Origin of the sequence: Roseovarius faecimaris, assembly GCF_009762325.1 — a bacterium.
In the GTDB taxonomy this organism is placed as follows: Bacteria; Pseudomonadota; Alphaproteobacteria; order Rhodobacterales; family Rhodobacteraceae; genus Roseovarius; species Roseovarius faecimaris.
The window spans coordinates 3,248,641-3,262,315 of sequence record NZ_CP034348.1 but is presented as its reverse complement, the minus strand read 5'-3'; the positions used below and the strand labels follow the sequence as shown (position 1 = coordinate 3,262,315).

The 13,675-nt window shown below is 59.4% G+C and carries 12 protein-coding genes and 1 tRNA gene; 7 read left to right on the top strand and 6 right to left on the bottom strand.

Going from position 1 to position 13,675, the window contains the following annotated elements; all coding sequences use genetic code 11:
* Nucleotide 1: 1 nt before the first annotated feature.
* The 6 genes from EI983_RS16375 to EI983_RS16350 are packed head-to-tail and all read left to right on the top strand — an operon-like array spanning nt 2 to nt 6,206.
* Nucleotides 2–724, top strand: a complete 723-nt coding sequence (locus tag EI983_RS16375) for an ABC transporter ATP-binding protein (protein WP_157708422.1) — start codon at nt 2–4, stop codon at nt 722–724.
* Between the two features lie 6 nt (nt 725–730).
* Nucleotides 731–1,429 carry an aspartate/glutamate racemase family protein gene (locus tag EI983_RS16370; protein WP_157708421.1) on the top strand — a complete coding sequence of 233 codons (699 nt, stop codon included), beginning with the start codon at nt 731–733 and terminating at the stop codon, nt 1,427–1,429.
* Nucleotides 1,430–1,456: 27 nt separating this feature from the next.
* The gene (gene puuE, locus EI983_RS16365) at nt 1,457–2,641 is read left to right on the top strand and encodes an allantoinase PuuE (protein WP_157708420.1); all 1,185 of its coding nucleotides are present in this window, start codon (nt 1,457–1,459) and stop codon (nt 2,639–2,641) included.
* Nucleotides 2,634–3,119 carry an ureidoglycolate lyase gene (locus EI983_RS16360; RefSeq protein ID WP_157708419.1) on the top strand — a complete coding sequence of 162 codons (486 nt, stop codon included), beginning with the start codon at nt 2,634–2,636 and terminating at the stop codon, nt 3,117–3,119. Before puuE ends, EI983_RS16360 begins: the two co-directional genes overlap by 8 nt.
* Before the next feature lie 40 nt (nt 3,120–3,159).
* Complete coding sequence (locus EI983_RS16355; protein ID WP_157708418.1) at nt 3,160–3,984, top strand: bifunctional allantoicase/(S)-ureidoglycine aminohydrolase; 825 nt, start codon at nt 3,160–3,162, stop codon at nt 3,982–3,984.
* Nucleotides 3,985–4,040: 56 nt separating this feature from the next.
* On the top strand, nt 4,041–6,206 hold the full coding sequence (locus tag EI983_RS16350; RefSeq protein WP_157708417.1) for a malate synthase G: 2,166 nt from the start codon (nt 4,041–4,043) through the stop codon (nt 6,204–6,206).
* Here the strand turns inward: EI983_RS16350 and EI983_RS16345 are convergent.
* The 6 genes from EI983_RS16345 to EI983_RS16320 form a co-directional block, all read right to left on the bottom strand.
* Nucleotides 6,149–7,417: a type I restriction endonuclease gene (locus tag EI983_RS16345; RefSeq protein ID WP_157708416.1), complete on the bottom strand. Its 1,269-nt coding sequence runs from the start codon at nt 7,415–7,417 to the stop codon at nt 6,149–6,151. The genes EI983_RS16350 and EI983_RS16345 overlap by 58 nt on opposite strands.
* Nucleotides 7,414–8,484: a restriction endonuclease gene (locus EI983_RS16340; protein WP_157708415.1), complete on the bottom strand. Its 1,071-nt coding sequence runs from the start codon at nt 8,482–8,484 to the stop codon at nt 7,414–7,416. Before EI983_RS16340 ends, EI983_RS16345 begins: the two co-directional genes overlap by 4 nt.
* Complete coding sequence (locus tag EI983_RS19270; protein ID WP_198389323.1) at nt 8,481–9,398, bottom strand: restriction endonuclease subunit S; 918 nt, start codon at nt 9,396–9,398, stop codon at nt 8,481–8,483. The genes EI983_RS16340 and EI983_RS19270 overlap by 4 nt, the downstream gene beginning before the upstream one ends.
* Before the next feature lie 407 nt (nt 9,399–9,805).
* Entirely contained in the window at nt 9,806–11,665 is a 1,860-nt protein-coding gene (locus EI983_RS16330; RefSeq protein ID WP_157708414.1) for a type I restriction-modification system subunit M, read from the bottom strand.
* Between the two features lie 231 nt (nt 11,666–11,896).
* Nucleotides 11,897–11,971, bottom strand: a tRNA-Gln gene (locus tag EI983_RS16325).
* Between the two features lie 105 nt (nt 11,972–12,076).
* Complete coding sequence (locus EI983_RS16320; RefSeq protein WP_246162214.1) at nt 12,077–12,577, bottom strand: SH3 domain-containing protein; 501 nt, start codon at nt 12,575–12,577, stop codon at nt 12,077–12,079.
* Between the two features lie 110 nt (nt 12,578–12,687).
* Here EI983_RS16320 and EI983_RS16315 point away from each other — a divergent pair, with 110 nt between their 5' ends.
* Complete coding sequence (locus EI983_RS16315; RefSeq protein ID WP_157708412.1) at nt 12,688–13,674, top strand: 2-hydroxyacid dehydrogenase; 987 nt, start codon at nt 12,688–12,690, stop codon at nt 13,672–13,674.
* Nucleotide 13,675 lies beyond the last annotated feature (1 nt).

Below are 13,675 nucleotides of genomic sequence, written 5' to 3'. Positions count from 1 at the left end.
CATGACAACCATGCTGGATTTCAAGGATGTCGAACTCTACTACGATCATGTCTATGCGCTCAAAGGCGTGTCGCTTCATGTCAATCAGGGCGAAACCGTTGCGCTGATCGGGGCCAACGGTGCAGGCAAGTCGTCGATCCTGCGCGCGATTACCGGGCTGGCAAAACCGCTTTCCGGCTCGGTCACGTTCGAAGGTGAGCGCGTGGATGGCACGGATCCGTCCGCCATCGTCAAGCGCGGCATCGCCATGGTGCCCGAAGGGCGGAGGGTGTTTCCCTACATGTCGGTCAAGGACAACCTGATGATGGGGGCCTTCACCCGTTCGGACAAGGCGGACATCCAGAGCACGCTGGACAGTATCCTGACACGTTTCCCCCGCCTGAAAGAACGCTACAGTCAGGCCGCCGGCACGCTTTCGGGCGGCGAACAGCAGATGATGGTGATCGGCCGTGCGCTCATGGCCAAGCCAAAGCTGCTCTTGCTGGATGAGCCCAGCCTCGGGATCGCGCCAAAACTGGTGCAGGACATCGCGCGGTCGATCGTGGCCATCAACCGCGACGAAGGCGTATCGGTCTTGCTGGTCGAACAGAACTCCCGCATGGCGCTTTCGATCTCGAACCGGGCCTATGCCATGGCCACCGGCAATGTCATGATCGAAGGCAATTCCAAGGAGTTGCTGCATGACGACCGGATCAAGGCGGCCTATCTCGGCGGGGAGGTGTAAGCGGTCATGAAACTCCTCGTCGTCAATCCCAACACCACCACGTCGATGACCAACAAGATCGCGAAGGCCGCGCGGGATGTCGCCCGGCCCGATACGCAGATCGTGGCAAGCAATTCGCAAAACGGACCGGCCAGTATCCAGGGCTTTCTGGACGTGGCAACCTGCATTCCCGGCCTGCTGGACGAGGTAAAGCAGCACAACGATGTCGATGCCATTGTCGTGGCCTGTTTCGACGACACAGGCGTGGATGCGGTGCGCTGTGTGGCCGATGTCCCCGTTCTGGGGATTGGCGAGGCCGCCTATCACGCCGCCAGTATGCTTGCGACCAAGTTCAGCGTAATCACCACGTTGTCCCGCTCGGTTCCGGGTTTGGAAAATAACCTCATGCGTTATGGTCTTGCGCAGAAATGCGCTAAAGTCCGGGCGACTGATATTCCGGTTCTGAAACTGGAAGAGGGCGACCCGGCCACCTTGGCCAAGATCCGCGCCGAGATCGAAGAGGCCATAACGCAGGACAAGGCCGAGGCGATTGTTCTGGGGTGTGCCGGAATGGCGGACCTGATGCAGAGCCTTTCGGACGAGTTTGGCGTGCCGGTGATCGACGGCGTCGCCTCGGCAGTGTGCATGGCCGAAGCGCTGGTTGCCGCAGGGCTGAAGACATCCAAGATCGGGGCTTATGCGCCCTATGATGCGAAAGACACCTGACCCAACTGCAAGGAGCGCCCCTTACCGATGATCTACGAGCGGAACATGCGCGGTTACGGGCAGCACGCCCCGGATGCCAAATGGCCAGGTGGCGCGAAGATCGCGGTTCAGTTCGTGTTGAATTATGAGGAAGGTGGCGAGAACTGCATCCTGCACGGCGATGCCGCCTCTGAGGCGTTTCTGTCCGATATTCCGGGTGCGGCGCAATGGCCCGGTCAACGCCATTGGAACATGGAAAGCATCTATGAATACGGCGCCCGCGCCGGGTTCTGGCGTCTTCACCGGCTGTTCACGGGGGCGGGCATCCCACTGACCATATATGGTGTCGCCACGGCGCTTGCGCGCAGCCCGGAGCAGGTGGATGCGATGAAGCGCGCAGGCTGGGAGATTGCCAGTCACGGGCTGAAATGGGTCGAACACAAGGACATGCCCGAGGCCGAAGAACGCGCCGCGATTGCCGAGGCGGTGCGCCTGCACATTGAAGTCGTTGGAGAACGCCCGCGCGGCTGGTACACGGGCCGGTGCAGCCTCAACACCGTGCGTCTGGCAGCCGAAGAAGGCGGGTTCGACTACATCAGCGATACCTATGACGACGACCTGCCGCATTGGGTGGAATTCGGGGATCGCGAACAGCTGATCATTCCGTACACGCTGGAGGCAAACGACATGCGGTTCGCCACGGCACCGGGCTATATCACCGGCGAACAGTTCTTTCAGTACCTGAAGGATTCGTTTGATATGCTCTATGCCGAAGGCCAGGAAGGCATGGCCAAGATGCTGAGCATCGGCCTGCATTGCCGCCTGATCGGCCGCCCGGGCAAACTCGCCGGGTTGAAACGGTTCATCGAGTATATCCAGGGCTTTGAAGATGTCTGGTGCCCGCGCCGGATCGATATTGCCGAGCATTGGCGCAAAACCCACCCCAACCGGCAAACGGTCGGCGTGTCAAAGATGTCCGACGAGGCGTTCGTTTCTCGGTTCGGGGCGCTCTTCACCGACATCCCCGGTCTTGTCGAGCGCGCTGCCGGTCTGGAACGCGGCCCCGCGCATGATTGTGTGATCGGCGTGCACAGCCTCTTGTGCCGGGCCTTGCGCCAAATGTCAGAGGCGGAGGCGCTGCCGCACCTGGCCGATTTGCCCGGAACAACACGGCAGAGCCTCGAAGATGTGCTGCTCGATCGGGTAAAACAGGAGTTTGCAACCGATGCATAAGCTGGTGGCCCGGGTGCTGTCGGCGGACAGGTTCAAACCCTTCGGAGATGTGATCGACGGGGCCGGTCTTGCGCCTGACAAGATGATCAATCAGGGACTTTGCGCCCGGTTTCACGACCTTGCACGACTGGATTTTGCAGATGGCCGGGCCGGAATAAGCCTGTTCGCGTCGCAGGCGAAATCAGCGCCCTTCCTGTTCGAACTGGTCGAGAGGCACCCTTTGGGCAGCCAGGCCTTCATCCCTGTCGACGGTGTGGCGTATCTGGTTCTGGTGGCCGACGATGACAATGGGGTCCCAACTGGCTTTCAGGCATTTGTGGCAGGCCCCGGTCAAAGCGTGAATATTCACCGCAATACCTGGCACGGGGTGCTGACGCCGATTGATACACCTGGAAAATATGTGGTTGTTGATCGTATCGGCGCGGGTGACAACCTGGAAGAACACTGGTTTGAAACGCCTGTGCTTGTAACGGTTTGACCGGCCTACAAACAGAGACGCCCCTTCTTCGGAGTGCAAGATGACGAAACGCCAATATTATGTGCCGCAGGGCGGCCTGCCCCCTCAGACGCAGCTGCTTACTGACCGGGCGGTGTTTACCGAGGCCTATGCGGTCATTCCGAAAGGCACGTTCAGCGATATCGTAACCAGCGCGCTGCCGTTCTGGGACAAGGCGCGCTTCTGGGTGCTGGCGCGGCCGATGACGGGGTTTTCCGAGACGTTCTCGCATTATATTGGCGAGGTCGCCCCTGGTGGCGGCAGCACCCGGCCGGACACGGCCAGCGGTGTGCAATCGGTGGTTTTCGTCGTGGACGGTGAGGTGGCGCTCACCATCAATGGTACCGAACACAGGCTGGAGACTGGCGGGTATGCCTACATCCCGGCAGGTGCCGAATGGTCGCTGCGCAACGATACGGGTGCCGCCGCGCGCTTTCACTGGATCCGCAAACGGTTTCAGCCGGTTGAAGGCCTGGATGCGCCGGACGCTTTCGTGATCAACGAAAACGACCTGACGCCGATTTCGATGCCGGACACGAATGGCGTCTGGGCGACAACGCGATTTGTCGACCCCGAAGACCTGCGCCACGACATGCATGTCAATATCGTCACCTTCCAGCCCGGCGGTGTCATCCCCTTTGCTGAAACCCATGTAATGGAGCATGGTCTTTATGTTTTGGAAGGCAAAGCCGTCTACCGGCTCAATCAGGATTGGGTTGAGGTCGAGGCGGGCGATTACATGTGGCTGCGGGCCTTTTGTCCGCAAGCCTGTTATGCTGGCGGACCGGGGCCTTTCCGCTATCTGCTCTACAAGGATGTGAACCGCCACATGCCTCTGGAGTTGTGAGGGCGGGCGGTGCGCTCTTTGCCTCGAAATACGCCGATCAATATGATGGAACGAAAATGAACAGACTGGAAAAACACGGGCTACAGGTTGACCGCAAACTCGCTGCATTCATTGACGAGGATGTGCTGCCCGGACTCGCGGTGACGCCGGACCAGTTTTGGCAAGGCCTGTCGCGGCTGGTGCATGAAAAAGGACCCCGTAACCGCGAACTTCTGGCGCACAGGGAGGCACTTCAAGCACAGATCGACGAGTGGCATATCGCAAGGCGCGGCCAGGCGCATGATCCCAAGGCCTATAAATCCTTCCTGGAAGAAATCGGCTATCTTCTTCCCGAAGGACGAGCGTTCGAGATAGACACCGCCAATGTCGATCCCGAGATTGCGACCGTGCCAGGGCCGCAGCTTGTTGTGCCGGTGATGAACGCGCGCTATGCGATCAACGCCGCCAATGCGCGGTTCGGCTCGCTTTACGATGTGCTCTATGGCACCGACGCAATCGGCAGCCGTCCGAAGCCCGGCGGTTACGACCTGGGCCGGGGTGCGCGGGTGGTCACACGGGTGCGTGTGATCCTGGACGATTTCTTTCCGCTGGACGGTGCCAGCCACGGCGACGCGAAACACTATTCGGTTGATGAAGACGGGTTGTCGGTCGATGGCAAGCGGCTGGAAGATCCCGGCAAGTTTCTGGGGTATCGTGGCGATCCTGCCGCGCCGGAAGGCATTCTGCTGACCAATAATGGCCTGCATGTCGAGCTGTATTTCAACCGCGATCATCCCATCGGGCGGCATGATCAGGCGGGCATGGCGGATGTCATCCTGGAAAGCGCCGTGACCGCGATCATGGATTGCGAAGACAGCGTGGCAGCCGTTGATGCCGAGGACAAGGTACTTGCCTATTCCAACTGGCTGGGGCTGATGAAAGGCACGTTGCAGACGACGTTTGAAAAGGGCGGCAAGACGATCACCCGTCGCCTGCTGCCGGACCGCAGCTACAAGCGCGTTGACGGATCCGCCTTCAAGGTCAAGGGCCGGGCGCTGATGTGGGTGCGCAATGTGGGCCATCTGATGACCAATCCTGCCATTCTGGACCGCGACGGGAACGAGGTTTTCGAGGGTCTTCTTGATGCGATGTGCACAACGACAATCGCGATGCACGACCTCAAGCGCGAGAGCGGCAACTCGGTACATGGGTCCATATACGTGGTTAAACCCAAGATGCACGGCCCCGACGAGGTGGCCTTTGCCAATGAGATTTTCGATCATGTCGAGGAAACGCTTGGTCTGCCGCGCTATACCGTGAAGCTGGGCATCATGGACGAGGAACGCCGCACCAGCGTCAACCTCAAGGAATGTATCCGCGCCGCCCGGCACCGGGTCGCCTTTATCAATACCGGTTTTCTGGATCGCACAGGCGATGAGATTCACACCTCGATGGAGGCAGGGCCGTTTTCCCGCAAGGATTTCATCAAACGCAAAAGCTGGATCACGGCCTATGAGAACCAGAATGTCGATGTCGGGCTGGAATGCGGTTTGCAGGGGCGGGCGCAGATCGGCAAGGGCATGTGGGCCGTGCCGGATGAAATGGCCGCGATGCTGAAGGAAAAGATCGCGCATCCCATGGCCGGCGCCAATTGCGCCTGGGTGCCGAGCCCGACAGCGGCCACACTGCATGCGTTGCATTATCACCAGGTGGATGTCTTTGCCCGTCAGAACGCCATTCGCGCAGGCGGCAAGCGCGCCTTTGTCGAGAGCATCCTCGATATTCCGCTGGCGACGTACCGGGCCTGGTCGGATGAGGACATCATCCGCGAGGTCGAGAATAACGCCCAAGGCATTCTTGGCTATGTCGTGCGCTGGGTGGATCAGGGCATTGGCTGCTCCACGGTGCCGGACATCAATAATGTCGGCCTGATGGAAGATCGCGCCACCTGCCGGATCAGCGCGCAGCACATTGCCAACTGGCTGCATCACGGCGTTGTCACCAAAGAGCAGGTCGAGACCGCACTGCGAAAAATGGCACTGGTCGTGGATGAGCAAAATGCCGACGACCTGCACTACGAACGCATGGCCGGAAACGAGGCCTCACTTGCTTATCAGGCCGCGTATGACCTGATTTTCCTGGGGCGCAAACAGCCATCGGGATACACGGAACCGCTTCTTCATGCCTATCGCTCTATGAAAAAGAAAGAGAATGTTGACCAAGACCGGACACCTTGTTCCTGACATGTGAGAAACAGCACTGAGTTATTGCTGCACATTGCAAGTTGTTGGTCATCAGTTCGTCCATAGCAGCAGCCGTTGCACGTCACCTGAGCGAGCTGGCCGCTTTTGCTCCCGCCGTCGCCCTTGATCGTCTCGACGACCCCTAGCGTACGCTCGAAACTGAAGATCGCGTCTTGTAGCTGGCCATCGATCACGCGCCGATCGGACACCACGATGACCGTGTCGAACATCTTGCTCCTGTTCGCATCGTGGAGATCGGCGAGGAAGTGAGCTGACCAGGCGATAGAGTTTGTCTTGCCCGATCCCGCCGAATGCTGGATCAGGTACTTCTTTCCGGGGCCTTCTTCGAGAACGGTTCGCACAAGCTTCCGAGTTGCGTCAAGCTGGTGGTAACGGGGGAAAATCAGAGTCGTGAGGTTCCCCTTCTTGTCCTTCTCGGCAATGATGTAGCGACCGATCAGCTCAAGCCAGCTCTCACGCTCCCAGACCTCTTCCCAGAGATAGGCTGTACGATGCCCGTTGGGATTGAGAGGGTTCCCTGCGCCGCCGTCATCCCCCTTGTTGAACGGGAGAAAGCGGGTCGCCTTCCCCGCCAGCTTCGTCGTCATGAATACTTGAGCATTGCTGACCGCGAAGTGGACCAATGCGCCACTGGGGAAGCTCAGGAGTGGTTCCGTTCTACCTGCGGCCCTCGGGGGTCGATCATACCGGTACTGGTCAATCGCGTCGTCCACACTCTGCGTGAAGTCCGTCTTCAGTTCTGCAGTTGCGACGGGAATGCCATTCAGAAATAGTACAAGATCGATCGAGTTTTCGTTTGTGGTTGAGTACTTGACCTGCCGGATAACGCGTAGCCGGTTCGCTTGGTAGCGAGCGACGATCTCGGGGTTGTCTTTTAGGGCTGGCTTGAACTCAGCGAGCTTCAAGGTGCCGCGAACCCCGATCATGTCGATGCCGTGGCGCAGCACGTCAAGCGTCCCGCGAGTGTCAATCTGCTTGCGGACCCGGTCTAGGAGAGCCGCTTCTCCAGACTTGCTGACGGCCTCCCAAGCCTTCGGTTGAGAAGTCCTCAGCCACTCCACAAGGTCGGATGCGTAGAGCGCCCTTGCTCGGTCGAACAGCTGCGCATCGCCGCTATCGTGCAACCAGCCTTGCGACTCCAGGTAGTCACAGATTTCGTCCTCGAAGCTGATCTCCTTGTGGATGTTCACGACAGGTCCTCGCTTTCCTCCAGGACGAGGGTCCATGTCCTCTTCAAGGGCAGCTCAGCGCGGATGTCTTCGGGCAGCCTTTCGTAGTTGGCGAGTAGGTTGTCTACGAGTTCATCCCGGCCCCACAACCGGACCCGGAAGTAGAGTTCGTTCACCCTCCGACGAACGGCACTTGTATAGCCGCCCCAACTCACAATCAGACCATGATCGGCCTGAGTGTCTTGGGTGCTTCCGATCAGACCTTGCAGTGTCGGCTGATCGACAGTTTGAGACCCGGACTTCACCTGGACCACAACACGAGGACTTTCTAGGCCCAGCGGTCCACTTCCGGCCACGATGTCTACCCCGTTGTCCGCGCCGGGTGGGGACACGCGCGTCTGGTAGCCTTGAGCGCGGAGGATTGCCGCGACAAGAGTGGTGAAGTCATGGCCCGCGAAGGAAGACGCGATCCGCTTCTCGATCTGATCTCGCGCGATCTGCGTCAGGTCGATCGGCTGATCGCTGGCCTCTTCGGTGTCTTGTGAGACGCCGCCATTCTGTTTCCCGGTGACCTTCGGAGCAGAAACGTCACCGGGGTCGGCACCCGTGGCGAGGACGGTCTTCACACGCTCCAGCGCGTTGTTCCGGCTGATCTCGCAGACCGTCATGAAGGCCCCGAAGCTGTAGAGGAGGTCCTGCCGAAACGTGTCACGGGGCAGATCTGTCTTCAGCCACTCGACAGGGCGCACGGGGTTGCCGTCTGGCCCTTGCTTGTATGGGCCGCTGAACCTACCGATCGAGATGGTGCTGGTGGTTTTGAACGGCGTCACGACCAGGTCACCGACTTGCGCCATGTTCACGAACTGGTTCACCTGGGCGGCGAAGTTGCGATGGGTGTTGGGCTTCCTGTCTGGAAAGACCTCCGCCATCTTCTCGATCAGCATCTCGCGATCCGTGAGGTGTGAGATGTCTTCCTTGATCCCAAAACCGAGCGTCAGCTCATTGCGGTCCTGAGCTGCCGCTTCGTACTCCCCGTTCTTGCCGAGACGGACCAGCCAGAGACGTGTCGAGTCGGATGTGTCATTCATAGGTACGCGGCCTCAGTCGTTTCAGGGACCTCGCCGCGCACGTCGATCTTGCCGGTGACGGCGGCGGAGATCAGGGCGCTGCGGCGCTCCTGGAGGAGAGCGATGGCCTTTTCGGCTTCAGAGATCAGCGCATCCACACTGAGAAGTGCCGTTTCAAGGAAGTCGAGGATCTCTCGGAGTTCGTTCGAAGGTGGCATGCCCACCTTGATTGCTCCAATCGTTTCCGTATTCAGGTTGAGTTGCGTTCCAAACTTCCCCAGCCCACCATAGCAAATACCCGCCTCAAATACCCTGAACAGCCACATTTCCGGAATCTGAAGTCTTGGGAAATATACAAATCCATCGTGAATACAGGCGCGGATGCTAGTGATGCATGGCTTGCCGACGGACCCTGCGATGCTGACAAACAGCGCTCCCGGTTCCAGTTTTACACTTAATGAGCTGCCCAGTTCAGACAGTCTTTGGGGCGTTTCCGCCAGAAACCCGTTCGACGCGCTGACATCAGCAATCCTAACCCAAGCATACTCGCCATCGTCGTCGAAGTACTTCGGATCTTGTATGGGCCGGGGTGATGCGCCGCGCAGCACCGGTGAGAGCCATTTGATCGACGATACCTGCCAGTGATCTGGGACAAGTCCCAGCCACTCTACCCCCGAGTCCTTCGTAGAGACATCCGGGTCGAGACCCTTGGTGACGGCGTGGCAGATGACGCCCTGACGCTTCTCCTTCAGGAGCGCGATCAGCCGCCGCTGCTCCTCCACCAGCGCATCGATCTTCCCCGTCTCCCGGTCGAGGAACTCCGCAATGGCGCGTTGTTCGGGCAGCGGAGGGAGAGGGATTTTCAACCGCACCAGCTCGCTTGCATTGATGGCGGGGTAGCTGACGCCCACCGAGCGGCTGATGACCTCGCCCACGAGAAAGTCTGCGACGGCCAAGTAGCCGAGAAAGCCACTCTCGATGCCACGCGGTCGAAGTACGGCGAAGCCGGTCTAGGCAATAAGGCCTTCGGATGGTTCGACTACCTGAGCAATCGCCCGAAGGTATGTCCGAACGGTAGATACAAGCACGTCGCCTTCCCGGACAACGCGTCTCGCTCTTGAAGGGGCGTCAGCGAACATCACGCGTGTTGTCTCGACGATGCCCTTGCCGAACTCGACACCAGAGATCTCGACGTAGTCGAACGCGGCTTCGGGGTCAGATGATTCCGAAAGGACCTCATCGTTGCAGCTCGTCACGGTCTTCAAGGGACACAATGACCAATGATCAGGGATTAACCCTATCCCGGGACTGTCGGTGTCCACGTATCGCGAGTAAGCTTGGCTCATGCCGCCAACTCCGCGAGCATCCGCTGGATGTTCCGCGTGACCGCCTCCAGCTCCGCATCAATCTCCTCCAGATCACGCGGTGGTTCGAAGACGTAGAAGTTCCGGTTGAACGTGATCTCGTAGCCGATCTTCGTCTTGTCGTGATCGATCCAGGCATCAGGGGCGTGGGGTAGTACCTCACGCTGGAAATAGGCCTCCACATCCTCGGTCAGAGGCACGACCTCGGTATCCCGAAGCGATGTGTCGGGCTGCGGCTTGCCCTTCTGCGCCCCGCGCGTCCCCACGACGATCTCGCCGTCCTCGTCGCGTTGTGGGCGTTCCACGGTGATCTGGCGGTATCCGAAGGCCTTGTTGGGCAGTAGCAACGAGAAGGGCCGCACCTTCGTTGTGACATCCATCATGCCAGGGTGGCCGTTGCGCCCCTCCACGATCTCCGTCCAGCTTCTGTCAGCCCGTTCCTGCGCGTCGTCTGGCGTTCCACGTGCCTCGGTATGCGTATGGAACTCGGCTTCGATGCAGTCGCCGAAGACCTTGGTAATCTGCGCGATGCCCTCGTCGCTGATCTCACGGCGCTTGGACCCGAGAGATGGGCGCATCTTCTGCCAGAGTGAGCTGCCGTCGATCAACTGGACCAGACCCTTGCGGTGATCTGGCTTCCGGTTCGACAGGACCCAGACGTAGGTCGCGATCCCAGTGTTGTAGAAGAGATCGGTCGGCAAGCCGACGATCGCCTCGACCAGGTCGTTCTCCAGCACATAGCGGCGGATCTCGCTCTCGCCTGATCCCGCTCCACCGGTGAAGAGGGGAGAGCCGTTCAAGACGATCCCGAAGCGCGAACCGCCATCCTTTGCAGGACGCATCTTCGATATGAGGTGCATCAGGAACAGTAGAGAGCCGTCCGAGACTCTCGGGAGACCGGGGCCAAAGCGACCATTGAAGCCCTCGACCTCATGCTCCCGCTTTACGTCCTTCTGCACCTTCTTCCACTCGACGCCGAAAGGGGGGTTCGAGAGCATGTAGTCGAATTTGGTGTCCGGATGGCCGTCCTCGGACAGCGTGTTTCCCGCCACGATGTTCCGGACATCCTGTCCTTTGATCAGCATGTCGGCCTTGCAGATCGCGTAGGAGAGGTCGTTCAACTCCTGCCCGTACATGGTGAGGCGGGCATCGGGGTTGTGTTCCGAGAGGTACTCATCGGCAACCGACAGCATTCCGCCGGTCCCTGCCGTGGGGTCGTAGATCGTGCGAACAACACCGGGTTTGGCCAGGACTTCGTCGTCCTCGACAAACAGGAGATTGACCATCAGGCGGATGACCTCGCGGGGCGTGAAGTGTTCCCCTGCGGTGTCATTCGAGGCTTCTGCGAACTTCCGGATCAACTCCTCAAAGACGAGACCCATCTGCATGTTGGTCACGCGGCCCGGATGCAAGTCGAAACCCGCGAACTTTTCAGTGACAAGGTAGAGGAGCTTGTTCTTGGTGAGCCGGTCGATCTGCTCAGCGAAGGCGAAGCGATCGAAGATGTCACGCACCTCAGGCGAGAAGCTTTCGACATAGGAAAGCAGGTTCGGCCCGATGTTGTCCTGGTCGCCAATAAGGCGGCGCATGTCGAGCGGCGAGGCGTTGTAGAATGCAGATCCAGAGGCACGACGCATGAATGGATCGGCATTCAGACCCGCCTTCGTCTTCTCATCCTTCTCGCGCAGCACCGCTTCCTTGGTCGGCTCCAGTACGCAATCGAGACGACGCAGGACCGTGAAAGGTAGGATGACGCGTCCGTACTCGGACTGCCGGTAGTCTCCGCGCAGGAGGTCAGCGACAGACCAGATGAGCGACGAAAGTTGTGATTGCGACATGCTCGACACCGTTCAAACGAAAGAGATTCAATGTTTTTTCTCGATCGTAGGATAGCTTCGATGCAAGCTCAAGCAATCCAACTGCTGCACGAACAGCGTTGTTAGTTGAGTCATTCTGGCAGCATAGCCGTAGGAGGCGCAGACTTGAGCCGACAATCTGTACCACAAACCTGTACCAGCTGCATTGCCGGGCGCAGCGCAAGCCTTTGATTTAAAATAAAAATAGGAGGCTGGCTGGGGTGGTAGGATTCGAACCTACGATACACGGTACCAAAAACCGCTGCCTTACCACTTGGCTACACCCCAACGGTGACGCGCTAATTACTCCGCCGATATGATTGGTGCAAGGGTTGAATCCAAAAAAATCTCGGTGCTGTTCCGGGGAGCTTGCCGGGCTGCGCCAGGGCGGCTTCAGTCGAAGACTTCATCCGGCCCGATACCCCAGAGCGCATCCTTGCGGGCCCAGCCGCGAAAGCCTCCGGCGTTCATGCGGCACCACTCGGATTCACATTGCTCCAGCCGGGCGATGACCCCCAGTTCCAGGCGTGCCACAACCAGGGCGCCTTCGGTCGGCCTGGCCAGCAGATCGAGCATGTCATGTTCCACGATCGCGGTGCGCGTGCCGGACAAAAGCGAGTAATGCACCCAACCACCGACACCGTCCCGGTCCTCCACGCGGCGCCAGTGACCGTGCTCGGCGGTAATGATCAATGGAGCATCCCGGCGTTTGAATATCCAGTCGATCTGATGCGTGAGGCTGGGGCCTCGGCGCACGTTGCCTTCGGCGGCCTTCATTGAGACGAAACGGGGCAGGGGCAGGTTGGTAACGGGGCCACGATCCTGGGCGGCGGCCTGGAACGCGGGTATCAGCAACAGACAAAGCGCGAGGGCGCAGAGAATGACAGGTCTCATCATGTCGGTCCGATTTCTGCTCGTCTTCTGTGACAGGTTCTTGTGCCTGTCGCTTTCCTGCGCCACTCTGGCAGCAATGGAAGAAATATGAAAGCACGAGGAGACCAAGCATGTCATCTCAGCGTCTTACTGTTGTCGTAACGCGACGCTTGCCCGAACCGGTTGAACGCCGTCTGGCGGAACTCTTCGATGTCGAGTTGCGGGAAAACGATGTGCCGATGACCCGTGCGGAGTTGATCCAGGCTGTAAAGAAGGCCGATGTGCTGGTGCCGACGCTCAATGACCGGATTGACGCAGGCCTTCTGGCGCAGGCCGGGGATCAGTTGAAGCTGATTGCCAATTACGGCGCAGGGGTGGACCATATCGACGTTCACACCGCGCGCCAGCACGGTATTCTTGTCTCGAACACACCGGGTGTCTCGGCGGATGACACGGCGGATATGACGATGGCGCTGATCCTCGGGGTCACGCGTCGCCTTCCCGAAGGCTTGGCTATCATGCAATCCGGGGAGTGGGATGGCTGGTCGCCGACCCAGCTTCTTGGCGGGCGCGTGGCCGGGCGGCGCTTGGGTATTCTGGGGTTGGGCCGGATCGGCCAGGCCGTGGCACGGCGTGCGGCGGCCTTTGGAATGCAAATTCATTATCATAACCGACATCGCTTACGCCCCGAAATTGAAGCGGCGCTTGACGCACACTACTGGGAAAGCCTTGATCAGATGGTGGCGCGGATGGATGTGATCAGCGTCAATTGTCCGCATACGCCGTCGACCTTCCATTTGATGAACGCGCGGCGGCTCAAGCTGATGAAACCGGACGCGGTGATCGTGAACACGTCACGCGGAGAGGTGATTGACGAAAATGCGCTGACCCGGATGTTGCGGGCGGGCGAGATCGCGGGGGCGGGGCTCGATGTGTATGAGCATGGCGCGGATATAAATCCACGTCTGCGGGAGCTGCCCAATGTGGTGGCGCTGCCGCATATGGCATCGGCAACAGTCGAGGGCCGGATTGAGATGGGTGAGAAGGTTCTTTTGAATATCAAGACCTTCGATGATGGTCACCGCCCGCCGGATCAGGTGGTGCCGGGGATGCTCTGAC